We start from the raw sequence: 24959 nt of genomic DNA on the forward strand, positions 1-24959 counted from the left end.
TTTATCGTGGATATAGCCATCATTGGTGGTGGAGCAATAGGCTTACTAATGACTGCGTTGCTTGCGGATACAAACCAAGTTAGTCTGTATGTTCGTAATAAGAAACAATATGACCAGATTTTAAAAGAAGATGGCATCTACTATAAACCTGGGCAGAGGAAATGTAAGGTGAAGATAAGACTGATCAAAGATCTGCAAGTACATGATTTATTTATTTTAGCGGTAAAATCTTATCAGTTAGAACCGATATTAAAGAGGGTCAATGTTTTTTCTTCTCCGTTACTGTTTATACAGAATGGTATGGCGCATATTGAATTAATTGATAACTATCAATTCATTCAACCTATTTTTATAGCTACTTGTGAGCATGGTGCTTATCGAGAATCATTAATTACTGTTGCGCACACAGGCGTGGGGAAAATTAATATCGCCCCCTACGTCAACACCAACGTTAACCAAATAAAAAAGCTACAAGAGTTGGAGGCCAATCGGTTTCCTTTAGAATGGATGCAAGATGCAGAACGTCTGTTAAAAGAAAAGCTGATTTTAAATGCTGTTATTAACCCGATTACAGCGATATACAATGTTAAAAACGGTTCACTCATAAAAAATAAGTTTCTTTATGAAAAGGCAAAGCAGTTGACATATGAGGTGGCTGTAACTTTAAAGTTTGATCCAAAAATACAATGGGAACGGATGCTAAAGATCATTTGTTTAACTCAAGAAAATCATTCTTCAATGAAAGTTGATATGGACAAAGGCCAATTAACAGAAGTGGATAGTATTTTAGGTTACCTTGTCAGACAAGCTGAGCAGCCCGTACCTCTTGTAACAAAATTATACACTGACATTAAGAAGTTAGAAAAAGGGGGGGTATAATGGAGCAAGTTATAGCATATTTAATTGCCTTAGTCATCACGTTTCCGTTTATGATCACGTTAACGCTTTATTATGTAGTAAAATATTTCTCTAAAAATAAAAAGAAAGCTATTCAATTAAGTATGGAATATTCGGCGATTTTTTATGTGATAGCCACTGTGTATATTTTTCAGGAAACGTTTAATCAACAAATAATTGGTGTGTTGATCTTAACGCTCCTTATAACCTTGTTGCTGTTTATTATTTTACAATGGATGCTGATTGGTGATATTATTATTAAACGTGTTCGGCAATTATATTTGCGTACTCTATTTTTAATCTTTTTTTCATTAAATATTACTGTGATTATTTTAGCGATACTTCTAAGTGTAAAAAGTTAAAAAATAAACAGAATTATGTTAACTTATATAGTATTATAGGTGTTATAAGGAGTCGATTTAATGAAGCGAGAAGCCATACAAGTGAATATGAGCAATCTTGTTGAAAAATACTTACAGCAGGATACAACGGTACTAAAGTATTTTGATTATAACCCGTATCAATCTTCTGATTATGTACAAAGACTAGCAGATATTAAAGAACAAACGTATCAAAGACTTGCTTTAGTTGATATATTGAAGAAACTTAACGCCAAGTGGGGAAGCCATAACAAAGTGTTTGAACAGATTGATCGATTGAAACAGGAAGATAGTGTCGTGGTTATAGGTGGACAACAAGCTGGTTTGCTTACAGGACCTCTCTATACGATTCATAAAATGATTTCTATTCTTGTATTTGCTAGAGAGAAAGAACAAGAGCTTCATATACCTGTGATTCCCGTGTTCTGGATCGCAGGAGAGGATCACGATTTTGATGAAATTAACCATGTGTTTCGATATGAGGATAATCAGCTACATAAACATAAGATTAATCAGTTTGAACAGAAGAAAACACCTATTTCCAAGGTAGTCATTGATCAAGCAAAAGCAAACCAATGGTTAAATGACCTTTTTTGTTCACTTCCAGAAACGGAATATACAAGTGACCTTTATCAGATGTTGATGGGCTGTCTGGATAATTCTCAGACTTACGTTGATTTTTTTGCTCAAATAACCACGCATTTGTTTGGTGAATATGGGCTTGTACTATTTGATTCAGGTGATCCGATTGTTAGGGATTTAGAAAGTCCTTATCTGGTATCACTAATAGAAGACCAGCAATCAATCGCTAAAAATGTATATAAAAGCTGGAGAGACATAAGTAAATTGGGCTATCATATTCCCGTAGACGTTAAGCCTAGTGATGGTCATCTTTTTTATGTGGATGATGAGGACGAGCGTCAGTTGCTGATGTGTGAAGGTCATAACTGGACAGATAAAGATTTATCTATTCAATTTACAACAGATCAGTTAATCCAATTAGCTCAAGACACGCCAGAGCATTTTAGTAATAACGTTATTAGTCGTCCTTTAATGCAGGAATGTCTGTTTCCGACTTTGGCTTTCTTTGCTGGCGCAGGTGAACTGGCTTATTGGTCAATATTGAAAGAAGCATTTCATGAATTGGACCTTAAAATGCCTCCGGTACTGCCGAGACTATCTTTTACTCTGGTCGATTCTTATACCCGTAAATGGATTGATAAAAGTGGCCAAGACATTTCTGCAGTTATTAATTATGGACTGGAAGAAGAGAAAGTGCGTTATTTAGCTGCTCAAGTACAACCACCACTTGATCAGCTCACTTATCAAATAAAAGAATCGATGCGAGGCCTTCATCAACCATTACGTGAAATCGCCTCGAGCTTAGGGGAAGATTTAGAACAACTTGCTGAAAAGAATCAAGCTTTAATTGAAGATCAAGTATCTTTTTTGGCAAAGTCAATTGAAAAGCGTGTCAAGCAACGGCATCAGCTACAACTTTCGAGCTACGATCATTTACAGTCTATGCTAAGACCCTACAACGCTTGGCAAGAACGCCATTGGAATCTTATTCCCTTCATTAATCGATTTGGCACAGAATGGTTAGCTGATTTGTTAAATGACAGTTATGATTTTCGAGAAGACATTCATTACTTAGCTAAACTTTAACCCACTTTGCACCACCGAGATAAAAAATACCGGTGGTTGGTTTTATGACAGATCGTTCGGCCGTGATTGACCGGCTTAAAATAGAGATAAACGTATATTTAGGCGAGAGTTCGTAAGCTAATGTTCTGATTCACTTAACGCCCCATCAGTAGCAGGGTAAGATCGTAGACTTAAACCACCACGTCCTGTATAACTAAATAATGAAATCGCGTATCCGAACATTCTGAACAAAGCGTTGGAAAAACACGTAGACTCCTCGAAAATAAAGAACGATTTTCTTCGTGCGATGCATGATCAAGGACGCTTTCCTTATCCTGTGGGAATAGCACGAGCTGAGGATCCACTGTGTGAAGTGTACTTCTTCGGTTCTTTGTCAAATGACGTTGTTGAGAATTTTGCCGGCAATTTTATAGATGAACTTCACAAATCTTCAAGTCGATATGCTGCTTGAATGTTTGATTGGTCAGGTGAATTTTGGGCTGATTTCGATTCAATAGATTTTAACTAATTTGAATGTCTATCTACATGTAAATTAATACGGGTTCGGTCAGGAAGTGATGAGACTCCTGCAGGAATAGCACGAGCTGAAGATCCACTCATGTGCGCGTTTTGTGCGCACATGAGTTAGCTGAAGACGTGCCTGCGGAAAGCGAATCACTGGATGACTGAACCCATTTCTATAGTTAGAGAAATAGAAATGACGTTAAGGAAAGTCTACCCCCCATTTCACAAGCGCATGAAATGGGGAATCCCCCTTCACCAACGTCAAATAGTATACAACCATTTAGTTACTCTTTTGTTCTTAATAATAAGACTTGTCACATGCGAATGGTGATGAGCCTTATTTTTTTGTGCGTTAATGATTTTGGGGAGTTGTTTTAAATCAAAATGCGAACATATGTACTAATTTTCCATTTTTTTAAGAAACAGTCATAAAAGTGTGGTGGGAAGTGGGGGGATGTGGTAAACTATTAAAAAAGGTGGGCGATTATTATGTTTATGGGTGAATACAAACATAATATTGATGCAAAAGGTCGGATTATTATGCCGGCTAAATTTCGTGATGACTTAGGTGAATCCTTTGTTGTGACAAGAGGTTTAGATCAATGTTTGTTTGCATATCCATTGACAGAATGGCGCATCCTTGAAGAGAAGATAAAAAAACTACCACTTACAAAAAAAGATGCAAGAGCATTTACTCGCTTTTTCTTTTCAGGTGCAGTTGAATGTGATATCGATAAACAAGGGCGTATTAATCTACCTGCTTCACTAAGGGAGTACGCCAAGATTGAAAAGGAATGTGCAGTAATTGGGGTATCTAATCGTGTTGAGATATGGTCTGAACAAATTTGGGCAGGCTACATCGATGAATCAGAATCAACCTTTGCAGAAATAGCAGAAAATATGATGGAAATAGATTTTTAATGAGGAGGTGATCACTTGTTTGAGCATGACAGTGTGCTAAGAGATGAAACCATTGATGGGTTAAACCTTAAACCCAATGGTACATATGTTGACGGTACTTTAGGAGCAGGTGGTCATTCAGAACAAATCGTAAAGAGACTGGACCAAGGTCTATTAATTGCTATTGATCAAGACAAACATGCATTGAAAGCAGCAAAAGACCGCCTAGCTGATTATCATGAAAAAATCCAGTTTGTTCATTCGAATTTTAGAGACTTAACAAACGTATTAAACGAACGAGATATTGATGAGGTTGATGGTTTTTTATTTGATTTAGGTGTGTCATCTCCTCAACTTGATCATGCTGAACGCGGGTTTAGCTACCAACATGATGCCCCGCTGGATATGAGAATGAATCAAACACAAGAGCACTCAGCATATGATGTTGTCAACAATTGGTCTTATCAAGAGTTAGTGACTATCTTTTTTAAATATGGCGAAGAGAAGTTTTCAAAACAAATAGCCCGTAACATTGAAACAATAAGGAAAGAAAAACCAATTGAAACAACTTTTGAGCTGGTTGAAATTATTAAAGGATCTATACCTGCCCCGGCTAGAAGGAAAGGTGGTCATCCAGCTAAAAGAACCTTTCAGGCGATAAGAATCGCTGTTAACGATGAATTAAATGCTTTCTATGATGTCTTGCATCAGGCTGCTGAAAAGCTAGTCGTTGGGGGACGGATAGCTGTCATTACATTTCATTCGTTGGAAGATCGAATTTGTAAACAAGCTTTCAAAAAATGGAGTACGGTACCACCACAACCCAGAAACATGCCAATCGTTCCAGAGTCAAGTCAACCGCCGTTCAAATTAGTAACGAAAAAACCTATTATAGCAAATGATCAAGAATTGGAGCGCAATAGGCGGTCGCGATCCGCTAAATTGAGAATTGTTGAAAAAACAAAGGTTTGGAATGAAGATTTTTCTTATCAGAAAGGATGGGATAAAAGATGAGTTCAAATGAAGCTAGACTATATTATCCAGAAACCCCACAACGTAGAAGGCGTTCAGAGCCAAGTCAACCACCGAAGAAACTTGTCAAGATAAAATCCCGAAAAATCACGACTGGTGAGAAATTTCTTGCTGCATTATTTGGTGTAGTTGTTTCTGTGGCTATGGTTTATATTGTATCATTCAGTGCAAATCTTGATTCATTAAATCGTGATTTACAAAGACTTGAACAGGAAGTGAATGAACAGCAAACAGTCAATGCGAATTTAGACTATCAAGTGATGGAATATAGTAATCCCGAACGCATTTTAAATATTGCTAAAGAAAATGGGTTAAATATTCAGAACACGAAAATTAAACAAGCAACACAAATTGAAGCTGAATAACGAGGGTCAGTCATTATGAAAAAAACGAGTAGAGCTAATATAGCAATTAATTTATTTTTTGGTTTGTTAATCATAATGTTAGTCACTCTTTCTGGTAGATTCATATACATACAAACAACAGGTGAAGTACAAGGTGTTGATTTACAAGATTGGGCAGAACGTCAACGTACAGATCAAACGACTATCTCTGCGCGACGGGGCTACATTTACGATCGGAATAAAATGGAGTTGGCCCAAGACCTGACAATTTATCGTATGTATGCTGTTATTAGTTCCTCATTTTCTCCTAATCCTGAAAAACGTTTGAACCATGTTGAAGATGTGGAGGATACCGCAGAAAAGTTAGCAACCGTTCTTGACATTGATGCAACTGAAATTGAAACGATTTTAAATCGTGGTAAAGAAAATGATCAATTTCAAGTTGAATTTGGCAATAGAGCCAGTCAATTAAGTCGAGAACAGCGGTTGGAAATTGAAGAAATGAATTTACCTGGTATTCATTTTATTGAAGAGTCAAAAAGATATTATCCCAATGGCCTCTTTGCCTCTCAGGTTATTGGTCTGGCTCAATCAAATGATGATAACCATATTGCTGGGATAACTGGAATTGAAGCACAGCTAGACGATCTTTTAAGCGGTAAAGATGGCTCTATTTCATTTCAACGTGATAAGTATAATACACGTTTACTTAATGCTGAAGAGGTCATTGAAGAAAAGCATGATGGCTATGACGTCATACTGACACTAGATCAAAAAATTCAAACAACGTTAGAAGATGCGATGTCACAAGTAGAAGAACAATATGATCCTGAACGAATAACAGCAACCGTTATTGATCCAAGGACAGGTGAAATCCTAGCGATGAGTAACCGACCAAGTTATGATCCAAATGATTTAGGTAATGTTGAGAATTGGTTTAATGATGTTGTCTCTACACCAATAGAGCCTGGTTCTACTATTAAAGCTTTCACAATTGCTGCTGCGATTGAAGAAGGTGTTTACGATCCTAAAGAAACCTATCAATCGGGCTCGTTTAAAATTGATCGAATTGAAAATCCAATTACCGATTATCGTCAACACTGGGGAGAAATCACTTATGAAGAAGGTTTTCAACGCTCTTCAAACGTAGCGATGTCCAAACTTGTGTGGGAAAAGTTGGGTCCTGATACGTTTTTAAATTATTTAGAAGCTTTCCATTTTGATCGTCCTACGGGTATTGATTTACCGAGGGAGCAGCCAGGACAAATTCTATACCGTTATCCAATTGAGCAGTTGACCACATCTTTTGGACAAGGTACAACGGTGACGCCGATTCAAATGATTCAAGCTGCAACTGCTCTAGCTAATGATGGGCAAATGATGAAGCCTTATGTTATTAAAGAAATTGTTGATTCTAATACAGGAGAGGTTATTGAAGAAACGACTCCAGAGGTGGTCGGTCAGCCTATTTCAAAGGATACAGCGGACCAAGTATTAAAAGCAATGGAATCTGTGGTTACATCTGATGTAGGAACGGCTCACAATATTTATAATTTAGATTCTTATTCAGTAGCTGGGAAAACAGGTACAGCTCAAATTTCTGGTGGAGGAGATATGGGCTATTTAGAAGGGCATGAGAATTATATTTTCTCATTTTTAGGTGTAGCCCCAAGTGAAAATCCAGAATTATTAATGTATGTAACGGTTCAACAGCCAAAAATTAGTGAAGATGAATCGGGATCAGATCCGGTATCTTTTATATTTAAACATGTAATGGAGAATAGCTTGCACTACATGAATATTCAGCCCGATAAAGAAACGGAAGAAACCGTATCACAAATTGATTTTCCGGATGTAGCAGGAGCTCCTACAGATGAGCTGGTATCAAGTTTAAATGAACAAGGGTTTAAGCCTTTTGTGGTGGGAGATGGGAACCAAATTGTTGCTGCTAATATCGATTATGGTGAGCCTGTTTTATCAACCCAAACCCTTATTCTAATAACTGATGAACCGACGATGCCGGATTTATCAGGATGGTCTTTGCGTAATGTGTTAGAATTGGCGAACCTTACAGGTTTAGATGTAGAAGTGATTGGGTCTGGTTATTTAACAGAACAAAGTATTGAGGTTGGAACGTCTATTGAAGAAGGCAGATACTTGTTAGCTGAATTTACTTCACAAAGGGCAGATTCTCGTGAAGATGACGAAAGTGATGCTGGATAAATCGTGATAATACCAACAGCTCGTATTAAAGAAGTGGGAACAGAGTTGGTTTAAAGTCGTTTTCCCTTAGCAAATTAAGCTTTGGTATCTCGTAGTGATTGAACTTTATTCGATAGAAAAACAGTGTACTATTCAGATGGGCTTGTCATATATTAGATACGATTAATCATTATTTGAAAAAGTGAGGCGTTAAATAATGAAACAAGTATCTCATGTGACAATCCGAAAACGAATCGTCACTGTTTTTTTATTAGCAATAGCTGTTTTCTTTGTTATATTGACCCGGTTAATGTATGTTCAATTTGTTGAAGGTCCTGCTTTGACAGAATCAGCGGAAACCTCGTGGAGTCGCGATATCAAGTTTGAAGCGAAACGCGGAAAAATTTTGGATCGTAATGGTGAGGTATTAGTTGATAATATTTCTGCACCAACGGTTATGCTCGTGCCAAGGCAGGTTGAGGACAAGGAAGAAGTTTCGGTTCAATTGGCTGCTATACTGGATGTGGAAACCAAGTTGCTTGATGGTTACTTAGCTCAGGATACAAATATTGTTCGCTTTGCAGAGGGTAGAAAGTTGTCGGAGGATCAAGCTATTGCCATTCAACAGTTAGGTTTGTCCGGGGTTTATTTAGCCGAAGACTCAAAGCGATACTATCCGAATGATCATATGTTGGCTCATGTATTGGGATTCAGTGGAATAGACAATCAAGGACTTGTAGGCTTAGAATTATATCATGATGAACAATTAAGTGGAATGCCAGGGCGCCTGTCATTTTATTCTGATGCGAAAGGCAAACGTCTTCCTCATTTGTCAGATACTTATGAAGCACCCCTCGATGGGAACGATCTACACCTTACAATTGATTTGGCTGTACAAACGATTATAGAAAGGGAGCTTGATATTGCGGAAGCCACTTATCAACCTGATGGAGCTTGGGCATTGGCAGTTGACCCAAATACGGGTGCTGTTCTAGGGATGGCGTCACGCCCTTCATTTGATCCGGATCAATATCAAGACGTAGATCCTTCGGTATACAATCGTAATTTTCCGATTTGGAGTACTTATGAGCCAGGATCAACATTTAAAATTATAACATTAGCGGCTGCTTTAGAGGAAAAGTTAGTTGATCTCGAAGAAGATGAGTATTATGACAGTGGGATGATTGAAGTGGGTGGAGCGAAGTTGCATTGTTGGAAACATGGAGGACACGGCCAGCAAACCTATCTGGAAGTGGTGCAAAATTCATGTAACCCAGGTTTTGTAACGCTAGGTCAAGCTTTGGGGACAGAACGATTATTTAGTTATATTGATGCCTTTGGATTTGGTCAAAAAACAAATATTGATTTAGCTGGTGAGTCCAGTGGGATTCTCTTTGATCCTGAAAAGGTAGGACCCATCGAGTTAGCTACAACATCTTTTGGTCAAGGTGTATCTGTGACACCAATCCAACAAGTCATGGCTGTATCAGCAGCAGTTAATGGTGGCTATTTATACCAACCTTACATTGTCGACCGATGGGTAGATTCGAAGAACAATCAAACAATAGAACAAGTCTCTCCACAGCTAAAGCATCAAGTTATTTCTGAAGAAACGTCGATGGAAGTGAAGTTGGCACTAGAATCGGTTGTTGCTAAAGGGACAGGTCGTGGTGCTTATGTAGATGGTTATCGTGTTGGTGGAAAAACGGGTACTGCTCAAAAGGTTGGTAGTAATGGACGTTATTTAGAAAATAATCACATCGTATCATTTATTGGCTTTGCGCCAGCAGATGATCCGCAAATTGTCGTTTATTTGGCGATAGATAATCCTAAAAATACTGTTCAGTTTGGTGGGGTCGTTGCAGCGCCAATTGTTGGAGATATTATAGAAGATAGCTTAAGTGCTTTGGGGGTTGAAAGAAGAGATAGTGGACTAGAGAAAGATTATCAATGGCCTGATCAGCCGCTAGTTGAGGTACCTGATCTTATTGGGTTAACAGAAAATGATTTGGTGCAATACTTAACACAATTAGCTATTGAAACAGTTGGAAAGGGTGAACATGTTATTGAACAGGCACCAGCCCCTGGGACAAAAGTACCGATGGGGGAGACGATTCGTATATTATTCGGAGAAGAAGAGTCATGATTTAGTCGTGATACTTTTATCTTTTTTTGGTATAATGATGAGGTGTAATAAACTGACGTTTGTCACAGATAACCGTCCATAAAATAACCGCCTCAAAATACAGAGTACAGCAAATTTATTGGGTGGAGATAACGGACGCTAATGCCCTGATTTATTCAACTAACAATCAGTGGAAGAAGGACGAAAACTCCCACTGATTAAAGTTTCTTTTTATCTTTCGGCACTCATTAGCGGGTGTCGACTTTTTTGAGAGTCATGTTGTAAAAAATAAATTTAATGATAAGTGAGGATTACCATGAAAAAATTAAAAGCGATTATTGATGATTTACCATTTCCTTATCGTGGATCGCATTTAACCAATCGAGATATTAAAGACATAAAAATAGATTCACGTGACGTGCAACCTAATGATCTTTTTGTTTGTATAAGTGGTTATACTGTTGATGGCCATGACTTTGTTAAGCAAGCGGTTGATAAGGGGGCTGTCGCTATCATTGCAGAAAAAACATTAGCTATAGACACAATTCCTGTTATCTATGTTAGAGACACTAAACGTGTATTAAGTTATTTAGCTAGTTATTTTTATGATCATCCTTCAAATGATTTACACTTAATCGGAATAACGGGGACGAATGGAAAAACATCGGTCAGCTATTTACTTGATGAGATTTTCACGTTAGCTATGAAAAAAACGGCTGTTATTGGAACTATTCAAATGAAAATAGCTGAAAATACTTATCCAATTGCAAATACAACACCAGAACCAACCTATTTACAAAAAAGTTTTAAACAAATGGTTGATGTGAATATTGATCATTGTATGATGGAAGTATCATCACATGCATTGGAATTAGGGAGAGTAAACGGCTGTGATTTTGATCTAGCTATCTTTACAAATTTATCACAAGATCATCTTGATTTTCATGAAACAATGGATGATTATTTAAAAGCAAAGCTACGTTTGTTTTATCAATTAGGGAATCGTTATCAACAATCACGTCCTAAATATGCAGTGATTAATGGAGACGATCGTTATGCGAATGATTTTGCACATGCATCAAGCCAACCGGTGATTACATATGGACTAACGGATTCGAGTGACGTTTATGCAGATCAAATTCAATTTTCTGCTAATGGGACGACCTTTGACTTGCATACTTTAAAAGGAAGCACCGAAATTAAAACAGATTTAATCGGTAAATTTAATGTGTACAACATGTTAGCAGCAGCGTCCGCAGCCCAATTGTCAGGAGTGGCTTTATCGACTATTAAACAGGGATTAGAACAGTCGAAAGGAGTGAGGGGACGATTTGAAACCGTTAAAGGTGATCACCCTTTTGGTATCATTATTGATTATGCCCACACACCTGATTCATTAGAAAATGTTTTAGCAACGATACAATCTTTTGCTCAAGCGAAGATTTATCTTGTTATCGGCTGTGGAGGAGATCGTGATCGAACCAAACGACCATTGATGGCGGCGATTGGGGAGAAATATGCTGATTTTACTATTCTTACTTCAGATAATCCAAGGTCTGAAGATCCGTTGGAAATTATTAGAGATATGAGAGAAGGGATGAAATCTAATCGCTATAAGATAGAAATTGACAGAAAGCAAGCGATTAAGGATGCTGTTTCATTGGCTGAGTCTAATGATATTATCTTAATTGCAGGAAAAGGTCATGAAACGTATCAAATTATTGGTGATCAGACGATTCATTTTGATGATTATCAAGTAGCTTTACAAGCAGTATCCGAAGGTCGCTGAACATAAGCATGAAAGGAAGTTATTGATCGTGTTTTCTTTTTCGTTTATAAAAAATATATTTTCGCAAATAGATGGTGAGTATAATAATATCAAAACAATAGCAGGAGTAGGTACAGATACGCGCAACGATTTAGCTTCTTTATTATTTGTTCCGCTTAAAGGCCCTACATTTGATGGGCATGATTACCTAAATAAAGCTATTGAAAAAGGGGCAGTGGCAGCATTATGGCAAAAAAGCAAACCGCGTCCAGCTGACATACCTGACCAATTCCCCTTAATTATCGTTAATGATACGTTACAAGCTTTACAAGAGCTTGCCTTGGCTTATCGTAACTGGATTAATCCTAAAGTGATAGCTATAACGGGATCGAACGGCAAGACGACAACGAAAGATATAATAGCATCAATTTGTAATCAAGGCTACCAAATTCACTTTACTAAAGGAAATTTGAATAATCATATTGGTGTTCCGCTTACTATATTGTCAATGCCCGCCGAGACGGAAGTACTTATTGTTGAGATGGGAATGAATCACTTTGGTGAAATTGAGAGACTTTCTAATATAGCTATTCCAGATGTCGCAGTAATCACAAATATTGGAGAGTCCCATATTGAAAATTTAGGTTCTAGAAAAGGGATAGCCCAAGCCAAACGAGAAATAACAAGTGGTTTGAAAAAAGATGGTCTACTTATTTATGATGGTGATGAGCCATTACTGTGCAGTAATTATCCTTATCACGTTCGAACAGTAGGGTTCTCAAGCGAGAACGATATGGTATTAACAGATCTTAACCAGAAGAGTGAGCATACAAAATTTCGGATAAATGTGAGTGAAACGATATTTTCTGTTCCTTTATTGGGTAAGCATCATGCTAAAAATGCTGCCTACGGGATTGGGATTGGTCATGTGCTAGGTATTAATGATGAACGTATTCAAGAGGGATTAAATCAATTAAAAACAACGGATATGCGTTTTCAAATAATCAAAGGGCAAGAAGAAACAACATTAATTAATGATGCTTATAATGCATCACCAACGTCAATGTTAGCGGCGATCAATGTGTTAAATTCAATGTCACACTTTAGAAAAAAGATTTTAATTTTAGGTGACATGTTTGAACTAGGCGAACATGCCCAAGCGTTTCACAATGATATAGGTAAAGCTATTCCAACATCAATTGATTATCTTTGTACATTAGGTGATTATGCACGCTATATTAGCGAATCAGCAGGAATTGATGCCCAGCATTTTGAAACAGAAGACCATTTGGTTGCGTTCTTAGTTAAGCAATTATCTGCTGAAACGATTATGCTCTTCAAAGCGTCACGCGGCATGAAATTTGAGCAAATAATTGATCGATTAAAGAAATAGATTGTTATCAAGACAGATCATGCGATTTGGACGGTTAACAGGATATATATTAGGAGGAAGCGATATGAATCAATATTTTTTACTGATTACGATTGGCATAGCATTTTTAATTACCGTCCTTGCTTCACCTGTTGTTATTCCTTTTTTAAGAAGGTTAAAGTTTGGACAGAGTATACGTGAAGAAGGCCCTAAATCCCATATGAAGAAGACAGGGACACCAACAATGGGTGGTCTAATGATTATATTAAGCATTATCATTACGAGCTTGTATATGTATAGTCGTATTGTAGACAATCCTTTCACAAGAGAAATGAATTTAATCATGGTCGTACTAATTGGGTATGGATTATTGGGATTTCTTGATGATTTCATTAAAGTTGTTTTAAAGCGAAATTTAGGTTTGACCTCAAAGCAAAAATTAATTGGGCAACTAGCTGTTGCAGTTTTATTCTATGTAATTTTGAGAACAGGCGATATTTCAACAGCCTTATCGATTCCTGGAACAGGGTATCAATTAGAACTTGGGATATTATATCCATTGCTCGTTGTCGTCATTATTGTCGGTACATCTAATGCTGTTAATTTAACTGATGGATTAGACGGCCTTGTGTCAGGTAATGCTGTTATCGCCTTTGGTGCATTTGGCATTTTAGCTTGGTCAGTGAATGGACCATTAGAAGTTGCGATATTTGCATTAGCTGTAGTTGGGGCATTACTAGGGTTTCTTGTATTTAATGCACATCCTGCGAAGGTGTTTATGGGGGATACAGGTTCATTAGCATTAGGAGGTGCCCTTGCTGCTATCGCCATTTTGATGCAACTGGAAGTGTTATTAATTATCATTGGTGGTATTTTTGTTATTGAAACACTGTCTGTTATGCTTCAAGTTTTTTCATTTAAAACACGAGGGAAACGTATTTTTCTGATGAGTCCCTTACATCATCATTATGAATTAAAAGGATGGTCTGAATGGCGAGTCGTTATGACTTTTTGGTTAGCTGGTCTTATATTGGCTATGTTAGGATTATACTTAGAGGTGTGGGCTTAAATGAATAAACTCAAGAATTTTCCGTATAAACGTGTATTAGTATTAGGTTTGGCTAAAAGTGGGACTGCAACATGTAATGTTCTCTCAAGAAATGGTGTACATGTTATTGCCAATGATTTAAAGGCGCAGGAAGCTGACCCTGAAATTGCTCAATTAAAAGCAAAAGGGATCGAACTTGTTTTAGGAGAACACCCCTTATCACTATTGGATCAAGTTGATTTAGTTATTAAGAATCCTGGGATTCCCTATCATAATGAGATGATCAGTGAGGCTGCATCTAAAGGCATCCCTATTTGGACAGAGATTGAATGTTTAAATTACTTAATAGATAATCCTATTCTTGCGATTACTGGTTCTAATGGGAAAACAACAACTACTACTTTATGTCATGATATATTGCGTCAGAGCCAACAACCTGTTCAATTAGCAGGGAACATTGGTCGAGTAGCTATCGAAGTAGCTGAGCAGTTAAAAGATAATGAGAAGCTTGTATTGGAATTGTCTTCTTTTCAGTTGAAAGGTGTTATGACATTCAAACCTAAGATCGCTGTTTTCTTAAATTTATTTGAGGCACATTTGGACTACCATGGCGATTTTCTAGACTATCAGCAGGCCAAAGCTAATATTTTTGCGCAATTAACAGCTGAAGATTATCTTGTTTATAATGCAGATGATGCACGTGTTTCTAAGTTAGTTCAATCGAGTACTGCGACACGGGTTCCATTTAGTACAACAACAAAACTTGATGATGGCGCATGGGCAGATAAGACACATATTTACTTTAAAGATCAAAAGATAATAGATCTTACGTCGATTCGTTTAGTCGGTGCACATAACTTGGAAAATATTTTAGCAAGTGTTGCCTCAACGTTACTTTTAGGAGCAACAGTTGAAGGAATTAGAGAGACATTAACGACATTCAATGGTGTCAAGCACCGCTTGCAATTTGTCGCGGAAAAACAAGGACGCTTGTTTTATAATGATTCAAAGGCAACCAATATATTGGCAAGTTCTAAAGCGCTAACGGCTTTTAATAAACCTATCCATCTCATTGCAGGTGGTTTAGATAGAGGCAATGGTTTTGATGATCTTATTCCTTTTTTAGACCATGTTAAGGGCATGTACCTTTATGGACAGACTGCCGATAAACTGGCTGTTGCTGGAAAGAAAGCCAAAATTAAAGAAGTGTTAACTGGCGAGACTTTACAAAATATGGTTGAATCAGCCTATCAAAATGCCCAACCAGGTGAAGTTATTTTACTTTCTCCTGCTTGTGCAAGCTGGGATCAATTTAAAACATTTGAAGAACGCGGTGACATGTTTATCAAGCTCGTGCATACACTTTAGTAAAACAAGCTATCGGTTTTGCGATTCGCTATAAATTAGGAAGTGTTTGCATGAAAAGAGAGCATAATATGGATTGGAAGCTAGCGGTGAGTATATATTTATTAGTTTCAGTAGGGATTATTATGGTTTACAGTGCCTCAAGCATATGGGCAACTTATCGATTTGAAGACGGTTTTTACTTTGCAAAAAGGCAGTTTTTGTTTGCCTCGATAGGCCTGTTAGCTATGTATGGAGTGAGTCAAATTCCTTATCATACATGGCGTCTATATGCTAAGCATATACTTATTTTTTGTTTTCTGTTACTTGGTCTCGTTCTCATTCCTGGAATTGGGTTAGTAAGAGGTGGAGCAAGAAGCTGGATTGGTGTAGGTGCTTTTAGCATACAACCTGCTGAATTTATTAAATTAGGATTACTTATTTTCTTAGCTGATGTGATTGCTGATCGACAGAAAAAAATCACTTTATTTTTGAAAGGTTTTGCCCCGTTGTTATTATTAATACTGGTTTGCTTTGGCTTGATTATGTTGCAGCCTGATTTAGGGACGGGTGTTGTATTGGTTTCCTCTTGCGTCATCATCTTATTTATATCTGGAGCAAAGATAAAGCACTTTGCTTATCTTGGTATAGTCGGTGCTCTTGGTTTTGCAGGTTTAATTGCTTCTGCTCCCTATCGGATCAATCGCATTACTGCTTTTCTAAATCCGTGGGAAGATCCACTGGGCAATGGATTTCAAATTATTCAATCGCTATATGCGATCGGGCCAGGTGGATTATTTGGTTTAGGTTTTGGTGAAAGCTTTCAAAAGTATTTCTATTTACCTGAACCACATAATGATTTTATATTTGCCATTATCGCGGAAGAGTTAGGTTTTATTGGTGCGACAATAATATTGTTATTTTTTCTGTATTTACTATGGAGGGGTGTCAGAATTGGCTTAAATGCCCCAGATAAATTTGGCTCTCTTCTAGCTATCGGCATCGTTTCAATGATTAGTTTGCAAGTAGCTATTAACATCAGCGTTGTTATTGGATTAATCCCTGTAACGGGTATAACTTTACCATTTTTAAGTTACGGTGGTTCATCGTTAACGCTCACACTAGCTTCGATGGGAATTGTTTTAAATATAAGTAGATATTGCCATTATTAATGTGGAAAATGAAAAATGCTTGTTAGATTTTGTTTTATATAGATATACTTCCGTAAAAGGTGTCTCAAAATAGAGAGTAGAGCTCATCTATTTAGCCGGGAGATAATGAGCGCTAAGTTCAGATAGAAAAAAAGATAGTGTCACTTATTGAAGGTTTATTAAAACTTTAAAATAGCATCATGGCGTTTTTAAAAACGCATGATGCTATTTTAAATTGGAACCGTTAGTATGTCATGCTATTGATTGCTTAAAAAATTTGATGACTTATTTATTAAATTGAAAGGACTTCAATTTAATTATGGTAGCAGTTTATAATTAAATGAATGGTGACGATAATCATAGTGAAATTCAATCGATTTACTCATGAAAATAGAAAGTAATTTAATAAGAATTATGCTATACTTTATTTAACTATTTTTAAATGAAGAAATAGTTAAGAGGCAACAATTAATAGATGATTTTGTTAACTTTTACTGATAATGAAATAGTACGTAAACCTCTATTTCACACGCTAAAAAGTGTTTAAAAAGCGAATCAGTTATAGGTTGTTGTTTCACATAAGGCAAGGTTTAGTTTTAAAAGCTAAAAACAATTAAGCTTCTGCTTTTATTCAGATAAAAAAAGGAAGATACGGGATGGAAGATGAAAAAGTAGTCTCGATAGAGGAGCGCATTCCTAAATTAAAGGAAGCGCGTCGTAAAAAAACGAATCGTCGCTTAATATTCTATTTATGTTTGTTCTTTGTTTTAATTTCCATTGTGGTCTATCTACAATCACCATTGAGTTATGTAAGTGAAATAAATGTTGCTGGACAAGAATACGTCAGTATTGAAGAGATCATCGAATATAGTCGATTATCAAACGATGATAACATATGGGGCTTTCGTACAAGTGACATAGAAGATAATATTAAAGAGCTTCCGGAAATTAAAGATGCAGAAGTGAGAAGGATTCTTCCTAATCATATAAAAATAACAGTTGATGAATTGGATAAAGTCGCTTATTTAAATGAGGGACGATATGTTTATCCATTATTAGAAAATGGGAAAACATTAGAGTCATTTCGAATCACTGATTGGCAAGGTGATGCTCCTTTACTGTTTAATTTTAATGATCAAGAATATTTGACGATGTTGACTGAGCAACTTGTCCAACTCCCTTCCTTTATTGTCAGCCATATCTCAGAAATTTATTGGGAACCAAGTGATACGAATCCTTTTATACTTAGAATGTTTATGACTGATGGTTTTGAAGTGGTCACAAGTATTCGTAATTTTAGTGCTAACATGAGTAGTTATCCCTCAATTGTTAGTCAGTTAGATGATGTTGGTGATGGTATCATTGAGATAGGAGAAGGTGGCGCTGTCTTCAATACATATGAATCAATGAAAGATAATGAGGTAGACGAAGAGGATGAAAACGACGATGATGAAGGGTAAACAACTAATTTTTTTGTTAGTTTTATCATAGATAACCTGTTCGTAAAACACTGGTCTGAAAACAAGAGAAGAGGTAAACTAGGTAGGTGATAATGGACGCAAATGCCCTGATTCACTCAACTAACAATCAGTGGGTGAAAAACGAAACTGTCCAATGATTGAAAATTCGTTTTATCTCACGATTTCTTTTTAATGTAGTTATCTTGTTAACATTTATAGGGAAGCAATTGATAGTAGATCTTTTTTTGTAGCTGTTTTAGCTTTAGGTTTTCGTTTGTTAAAAAATGTTGCTATAATTAGAAGGTAGCTGTATGTTAATTGTCTAAATAAAAAAGAAAAAAATGAAGGGAACAGGTCGATACGTGTAGAATAGTGTAAATATCATATAATTAAAATATACTATTAATAGTCTAGCAATTAAATGGTATACTATTAAGAAGAATATTTTAATTGCTTTTTAAATAATGGTTCAATTAAAGTTGGCAAATAGGAATCAAAAATTAAGGTGATGGACTTTTTAAGATCAACGTGTAAGTTTTCATTACATGGGGATTTAGGAAACGAGTCAGTTAAGTAAATAGATGCCACTTAGCATTTGGTACCATTTTGAGTATCCTCTAAAAGTATGAGTGATAACTTTAACGAGATTAAAGAATATTAAAAGTTAGTAAATATTGACGTGTAGATTGGGAGGTGCCTTACTTTTGAACAACAATGAAATTTTAGTCAGCCTAGATATAGGTACATCAAAAATTAAAGTAATAATTGGCGAAGTGTTAAGTGATTCATTAAACATTATTGGTGTAGGGACTGCAAAATCAAACGGAATGAAAAAGGGTGCTATTGTTGATATTGACCAGACTGTGCAATCTATTCGTGCTGCTATAGAACAAGCAGAACGTATGGTTGATATGAAGATTGATCGTGTTATTGTTGGTATTAATGGTAATCACATTCAGCTTCAATCTTGCCAAGGTATAGTTGCTGTCGCGAGTGAGGATCGGGAAATTGGTGATGAAGATGTCAAGCGTGTCATTGACGCCGCTCAAGTCATTTCTATTCCGCCTGAACGTGAGATTATTGATGTTATTCCTAAGCAATTTATTGTCGATGGTCTAGATGAAATTACTGATCCTAGAGGAATGATTGGTGTTCGCCTTGAGATGGAAGGAACAATTATTACATGTTCTCGAACCATGTTACATAACATTCTGAAATGTGTTGAAAGAGCCAACTTAGAAGTCATTGATATTTGCCTACAGCCATTGGCAACAGGTGCCATTGCTTTATCAAGTGACGAAAAAGATTTAGGTGTAGCATTGATAGATGTCGGTGGTGGTTGTACCACTGTATCTGTGTTTGAAAACGATCATCTTGTTGCTACACATGTTATCCCACTTGGTGGTGATAATATAACAAAAGATATTTCAATAGGTTTAAAGATTAGTTCAGAGGATGCAGAGGCGATCAAGCTTAAACATGGTCATGCCTTTTTTCCCGATGCGAGAGAAGAGGAAACTTTTGATGTGACTGCGATTGGTAGTGATCAACATTATACTTTCAATCAGCTTGATCTTGCAGATATTATTGAGGCAAGACTTGAAGAAATCTACACTTATGCTGCCCGAGAAATTAAAAAAATCGGCTATTCTGAGTTGCCAGGTGGATTTGTCTTAACTGGTGGTTGCATGAAAATGCCCGGTTCGTTAGAATTAGCACAAGATCTTTATCATGCTAATGTAAGGGTAGCAATTCCAGATTATATTGGAGTTAGAGAGCCACAATACACATCAGGTGTAGGAATATTAAAGTTCTCACATAAAAACGCAAAGATCCAAGGTAAACAACTAGAAGGTGCTGTCACACAGCTTGAAAGTTATCAAGAGAAACCACCTAAGAAAAAAGTTGCGAAACAAAAGATACAGCGTGAAAAAGTATCCCCTCAAAAGGAGAAAAAAGAATCTGGTGTGGCTAATCTGTTTAAGTACTTTTTTGATTAACCATTTAATCATAGTATTTGTCGTTTGAGAAAAAGCGTGAATCGGCAATATTGTCATTTATTAGGAGGAACTTACATGTTAGAGTTTGATACTGAATTAGATCAGTTAGCAACAATAAAAGTTATTGGTGTTGGCGGTGGTGGTAATAATGCTGTAAACCGTATGATTGAACATGGAGTTCAAGGTGTTGAATTTATAGCGGTTAATACAGATGCTCAAGCTTTGAATTTATCTAAAGCAGAAGTGAAAATTCAGCTTGGTACCAAGTTAACACGTGGTTTAGGAGCCGGTGCGAATCCGGAAGTAGGTCGCAAAGCGGCTGAAGAGAGTAAAGAACAATTAGAAGAGGCGCTCCAGGGTGCGGATATGATTTTCGTCACAGCTGGTATGGGTGGCGGTACAGGAACAGGTGCGGCGCCAGTAATCGCCCAAGTAGCTAAAGAAATAGGTGCTTTAACCGTTGGTGTGGTGACGCGTCCATTCATGTTTGAAGGTCGTAAACGATCAACACAAGCAGTCACGGGTATTGATGGATTAAAAGAAAATGTCGATACATTAATTGTTATTCCTAATGATCGATTACTTGAAATAATTGATAAAAACACCCCAATGTTAGAAGCGTTTAGAGAAGCAGATAATGTGTTAAGACAAGGTGTTCAAGGAATATCAGATCTTATTGCAACCCCTGGTCTCATTAATGTTGACTTTGCCGATGTGAAAACGATTATGTCAGATAAAGGCTCAGCATTAATGGGGATTGGCATAGCCACAGGTGAAAATCGTGCGACAGAAGCTGCTAAAAAAGCGATTTCTTCTCCATTACTTGAAACGTCAATTGATGGAGCGAGAGGTGTATTAATGAATATAACAGGTGGAGGTAACTTAAGTTTGTATGAGGTTCAAGAAGCTGCTGATATAGTGACTTCTGCTGCCGATCAAGAAGTCAATGTTATTTTTGGCTCTGTTATAAATGAAGACTTAAAAGAAGAAATTGTTGTTACTGTTATTGCAACAGGATTTGATGATAATAAAGAAGGCGCAGGGCAACAGCGAAAGCGTCCTGCTAACCATAAGCAAAATGCATCCGCACAAGATAGTGGTAGAAGAGAACAAGTGCAAGAACCTATTGAACAGTCAACATTTCGTCAGGAAGAAGATACATTAGATATTCCAACATTTTTACGTAACCGAAATAAAAGACGATAAAGAAAAGCGTCTGAGACAAAAATAAATGAAGTAAGATCAAAAGCGAATGCCCCATTTACAAAACAAATGGATCATTCGCTTTTATTTTGCCAACCGTAACTATGCTTATGGTTTGGGTAATTAGTAAAAATTGATGTGCATGAAGTGATGAAGAGTATAACGTTTCTCAATTATTTGATTTTCAAATGGGAGGTTAGTATGAACCAACTCACTTATAATACAGAGATGATCGCAGCTAAGTATCGTTAATCCGATCATTCCTCTAGGATCAGTAATTTCATCTCCTTGGACCAGAGAACCACTTAGACTATTCACTGGGCTATAATCAAATTAAAACGATTCACTTATATGACGTTCCACAGCACTCAAGTTGCTGTGGAACGTGTTTTTTTGTCGTAGTAAATTATAAAATGAATCTTAAATCAATGGATGCTGAGGAAAACCTCAGTTAATTTTCAAAAGAAAATTAACTTTAAATTCACTCAAAAGCGTCATTTGCTTTACTTAGTGGAAGGTTAGACTAAACCTGTCACGTCGTGCGACAACTCTAACTGATCTAAATTCTGTAAGCGCGAAGCCTGAAGTTCACAATTTAATTAAGACAATATTTGTTAATAAACGTGAAAAAGATATAAAATTCACAGCCATACTGTGACAGACTTTGCTTCATCAACTTTATATAATGATGTTAATCCGTTTAAGGAAAGGGAATAACTGGTGACTATATATTTAGACGCAATATGGGTACTTAATCTATTGATTGACTTTATGATTTTACAGTTAACAGGCTACTTAGTAAAGAAGAAAAATCGAGGTTGGTCCGTTTGGTTAGCTTCACTTTTTGCTTCATCAATGGTTTTCATTGCAGTACTATATCCGAGTAGTATTGTTCTTCATCCATTGGGCAAAATTTTATTCTCTTGTGTGATCTTGTTTATTGGATTTAAATACGTCTCTTTCATCGATTATGTCAAAACATTGATGATTTTTTATTTTGCCTCTTTTACCTTAGGAGGTGCTTTAATGGGCGTCCACTTTCTATTTCAACAATCTTTCGAATTAAATGATTTCGGTTTTTTGACCGTTTCAACAGGATTTGGCACACCGATAAGTTGGGGGTTCGTTGTAATTGGTTTTCCGCTTTGTTGGTGGTTTACCCGTCAAACAATGGACAAGCAAACGTTAATCAATTATCAAGCTGAACAAATCTATTCATGTCAGATAAAAGTGCTAAATCGAGTGGTAAATAGCACCGCTTATTTGGACAGTGCCAATCACTTAATTGATCCCATTAGTCAAAAACCCGTTGTCATTATTGATAATGTTATTATCAAGCAACTATTTAGTGAGGATATGGTCTTACGTTTAAAACAAATGAATCAAACACTTGATTTAAGTAAACAAGATAATCAAATCACAAATATGATTCACTTTATCCCTTATCAAGACGTATCAAATGAGAATGGCATATTATTAGCTTTAAAGCCAGACTTATTTGCATTTTCAAACCAAACCCAAGCTTACCGAACAAAAAATGTTTTACTTGGCCTACGCTTTGGCCCCTTGTCATCAGGCCAGCATTATCACTGTTTACTGAATCCTAAAGTCTTTAATCGATCTGAAACTGCCTGATTTTAAGAAAAGCTCATATTTCTTTGACTTATCACAGTTAACCGTCTTACGGGCAGTAATCCTTTACTTCCTAAGGCATAATAATGAAAAGGAGTTGGTTGTTTTGAGAAAACAGTGGATAAAGATAAAACTATTCTTTTATCGAATACGATTAAAGCTTGGGATCAGACCGAAAGAGGTTTATTACATAGGAGGCAGTGAAGCTTTACCACCTCCCCTATCAAAGGAAGAAGAATACCAGTTGCTTCTTAAGTTGCCTAAAGGTGATAAAGCAGCAAAAGCCATGTTGATTGAAAGAAACTTAAGGCTAGTGGTTTATATCGCTCGTAAATTCGAGAATACTGGAATAAATATTGAAGATTTAATTAGTATAGGAACGATTGGTTTAATTAAGGCTATTAATACCTTTAACTTAGAAAAGAAAATTAAATTAGCAACCTATGCATCTAGGTGTATTGAAAACGAAATTCTTATGTATTTGAGAAAAACAAACAAACTAAAATCAGAAGTGTCCTTTGATGAACCATTGAACATTGATTGGGACGGTAACGAATTATTGTTATCAGATATTTTAGGCACTGATGATGACATTATTGAAAAAAATTTAGAAGCATCAGTTGATAAAAAATTACTGGAGAAAGCACTTGAGCAATTAACAGGGCGGGAAAAACAAATTATGGAATTAAGATTTGGACTTGTTGGCGAAGCAGAAATGACGCAAAAAGATGTGGCTGATTTATTGGGTATTTCACAATCTTATATTTCTCGACTTGAAAAAAAGATTATACGTAGGCTTCAAAAAGAATTTGAAAAGATGATGTAAGTCAGATAAAGGCCGGGGTAACTTCGGAAATTTTTACCTGCATAAAAGCGATAACCAATGGTGATACTGTTCCATGTAGAAACGGACAACATGGGAGGGTCACAAATGGTTAGACATAAAGTAGAAATTTGCGGTGTTGATACATCAAAGCTACCGGTCCTCAAGAATGAAGAAATGCGTGAATTGTTTAGAAAAATGCAAGCTGGAGATCAATTTGCAAGAGAGACGCTCGTTAATGGCAATTTAAGATTAGTTCTGAGCATTATTCAAAGGTTTCAGAATCGGGGCGAATATGGAGATGATCTATTTCAAGTTGGTTGTATCGGCCTGATTAAATCAATTGATAATTTTGACCTTAGCCAAAATGTCAGATTTTCAACCTATGCTGTTCCGATGATTATTGGAGAAATTAGGCGTTACTTGAGAGATAACAATCCCATTCGTGTGTCGCGCTCATTACGAGACACTGCATACAAGGCTTTGCAGGCTAGAGAGCGAATAATGAGTCAAACGTTAAAAGAACCTACAGCTGAAGAAATAGCAAAGGAATTAGGCGTAGAACAAAGTGATATCGTGTTTGCCATGGATGCTATCCAAGATCCGGTGTCGTTATTTGAACCGATATATAATGACGGGGGTGACCCTATCTTCGTTATGGATCAAATAAGCGACGATGGAGATAAGGAAGAGAATTGGCTGGATCAATTATCTTTAAGGGAAGGTATGAAAAGGTTGAATGCAAGAGAGAAATTAATTTTATCAAAGCGATTTTTCCAAGGTTTGACTCAAATGGAGGTAGCTAATGAAATAGGTATCTCTCAAGCTCAAGTTTCTCGACTTGAAAAGGCGGCTATTAAAGAAATGAATAATGAAATGTTTGAATAATAAAAGTTATTAATAAAACACATCTTCCAATCAGTGGGCGTTTTGCGAACGCTTATCTGTGATAAAGAGACTGAGACATAACTAAATAATGAAAAGGCGTATCCGAACATTCTGAACAAAGCGTAGGAAAAACATGTAGACTCCTCGAAAATATCGAACGATTTTCTTCGTGCGATGTATGATCGAGGACGCTTTCCTTATCCTGTGGGAATAGCACG

Annotated in this window: 19 protein-coding genes; all 19 read left to right on the forward strand. The window is 36.6% G+C overall.

Annotated elements, in window-relative coordinates:
* Positions 1-6: 6 nt before the first annotated feature.
* Positions 7-879, forward strand: coding sequence for a ketopantoate reductase family protein (locus tag B494_RS0107600; protein WP_017471789.1), 873 nt, complete (start codon positions 7-9; stop codon positions 877-879).
* Positions 879-1259 carry a DUF3397 family protein gene (locus B494_RS0107605; protein ID WP_017471790.1) on the forward strand — a complete coding sequence of 127 codons (381 nt, stop codon included), beginning with the start codon at positions 879-881 and terminating at the stop codon, positions 1257-1259. Before B494_RS0107600 ends, B494_RS0107605 begins: the two co-directional genes overlap by 1 nt.
* 60 nt (positions 1260-1319) lie before the next feature.
* Positions 1320-2945, forward strand: a complete 1626-nt coding sequence (gene bshC, locus B494_RS0107610; protein WP_017471791.1) for a bacillithiol biosynthesis cysteine-adding enzyme BshC — start codon at positions 1320-1322, stop codon at positions 2943-2945.
* 993 nt (positions 2946-3938) lie between these two features.
* On the forward strand, positions 3939-4370 hold the full coding sequence (mraZ, locus tag B494_RS0107620; RefSeq protein ID WP_017471793.1) for a division/cell wall cluster transcriptional repressor MraZ: 432 nt from the start codon (positions 3939-3941) through the stop codon (positions 4368-4370).
* A gap of 15 nt (positions 4371-4385) precedes the next feature.
* Positions 4386-5363 (forward strand): 16S rRNA (cytosine(1402)-N(4))-methyltransferase RsmH, encoded by a 978-nt coding sequence (rsmH, locus tag B494_RS0107625; protein ID WP_017471794.1) that lies wholly within the window; start codon positions 4386-4388, stop codon positions 5361-5363.
* Positions 5360-5746 (forward strand): cell division protein FtsL, encoded by a 387-nt coding sequence (ftsL, locus tag B494_RS0107630; protein WP_017471795.1) that lies wholly within the window; start codon positions 5360-5362, stop codon positions 5744-5746. Before rsmH ends, ftsL begins: the two co-directional genes overlap by 4 nt.
* A gap of 15 nt (positions 5747-5761) precedes the next feature.
* Positions 5762-7948: a penicillin-binding transpeptidase domain-containing protein gene (locus B494_RS0107635; protein WP_017471796.1), complete on the forward strand. Its 2187-nt coding sequence runs from the start codon at positions 5762-5764 to the stop codon at positions 7946-7948.
* A 196-nt stretch (positions 7949-8144) separates the two neighbouring features.
* Positions 8145-10073: a stage V sporulation protein D gene (locus tag B494_RS0107640; protein ID WP_017471797.1), complete on the forward strand. Its 1929-nt coding sequence runs from the start codon at positions 8145-8147 to the stop codon at positions 10071-10073.
* 295 nt (positions 10074-10368) lie between these two features.
* The gene (locus B494_RS0107645) at positions 10369-11841 is read left to right on the forward strand and encodes a UDP-N-acetylmuramoyl-L-alanyl-D-glutamate--2,6-diaminopimelate ligase (protein WP_017471798.1); all 1473 of its coding nucleotides are present in this window, start codon (positions 10369-10371) and stop codon (positions 11839-11841) included.
* A gap of 28 nt (positions 11842-11869) precedes the next feature.
* Positions 11870-13213, forward strand: a complete 1344-nt coding sequence (locus B494_RS0107650; protein WP_017471799.1) for a UDP-N-acetylmuramoyl-tripeptide--D-alanyl-D-alanine ligase — start codon at positions 11870-11872, stop codon at positions 13211-13213.
* 64 nt (positions 13214-13277) lie between these two features.
* Entirely contained in the window at positions 13278-14261 is a 984-nt protein-coding gene (gene mraY, locus B494_RS0107655; RefSeq protein WP_017471800.1) for a phospho-N-acetylmuramoyl-pentapeptide-transferase, read from the forward strand.
* Positions 14262-15608 (forward strand): UDP-N-acetylmuramoyl-L-alanine--D-glutamate ligase, encoded by a 1347-nt coding sequence (murD, locus tag B494_RS0107660; protein ID WP_017471801.1) that lies wholly within the window; start codon positions 14262-14264, stop codon positions 15606-15608.
* 50 nt (positions 15609-15658) lie between these two features.
* Entirely contained in the window at positions 15659-16756 is a 1098-nt protein-coding gene (gene spoVE / locus B494_RS0107665; protein ID WP_017471802.1) for a stage V sporulation protein E, read from the forward strand.
* Positions 16757-17391: 635 nt separating this feature from the next.
* Positions 17392-18195 carry a cell division protein FtsQ/DivIB gene (locus B494_RS0107670; RefSeq protein ID WP_017471803.1) on the forward strand — a complete coding sequence of 268 codons (804 nt, stop codon included), beginning with the start codon at positions 17392-17394 and terminating at the stop codon, positions 18193-18195.
* A gap of 704 nt (positions 18196-18899) precedes the next feature.
* Entirely contained in the window at positions 18900-20195 is a 1296-nt protein-coding gene (gene ftsA / locus B494_RS0107675; protein WP_017471804.1) for a cell division protein FtsA, read from the forward strand.
* A gap of 75 nt (positions 20196-20270) precedes the next feature.
* A complete protein-coding gene (ftsZ, locus tag B494_RS0107680; RefSeq protein ID WP_017471805.1) occupies positions 20271-21401 on the forward strand; it encodes a cell division protein FtsZ in 1131 nt (376 codons plus the stop codon).
* 717 nt (positions 21402-22118) lie between these two features.
* Positions 22119-23033, forward strand: a complete 915-nt coding sequence (gene spoIIGA / locus B494_RS0107685; RefSeq protein WP_017471806.1) for a sigma-E processing peptidase SpoIIGA — start codon at positions 22119-22121, stop codon at positions 23031-23033.
* A gap of 103 nt (positions 23034-23136) precedes the next feature.
* A complete protein-coding gene (gene sigE / locus B494_RS0107690) occupies positions 23137-23856 on the forward strand; it encodes an RNA polymerase sporulation sigma factor SigE (protein WP_017471807.1) in 720 nt (239 codons plus the stop codon).
* A gap of 105 nt (positions 23857-23961) precedes the next feature.
* Positions 23962-24741, forward strand: coding sequence for an RNA polymerase sporulation sigma factor SigG (sigG, locus tag B494_RS0107695; protein ID WP_017471808.1), 780 nt, complete (start codon positions 23962-23964; stop codon positions 24739-24741).
* Positions 24742-24959: the final 218 nt, after the last annotated feature.

The sequence above is a fragment of the Amphibacillus jilinensis Y1 genome (genome assembly GCF_000306965.1).
GTDB lineage: Bacteria > Bacillota > Bacilli > Bacillales > Amphibacillaceae > Amphibacillus_C > Amphibacillus_C jilinensis.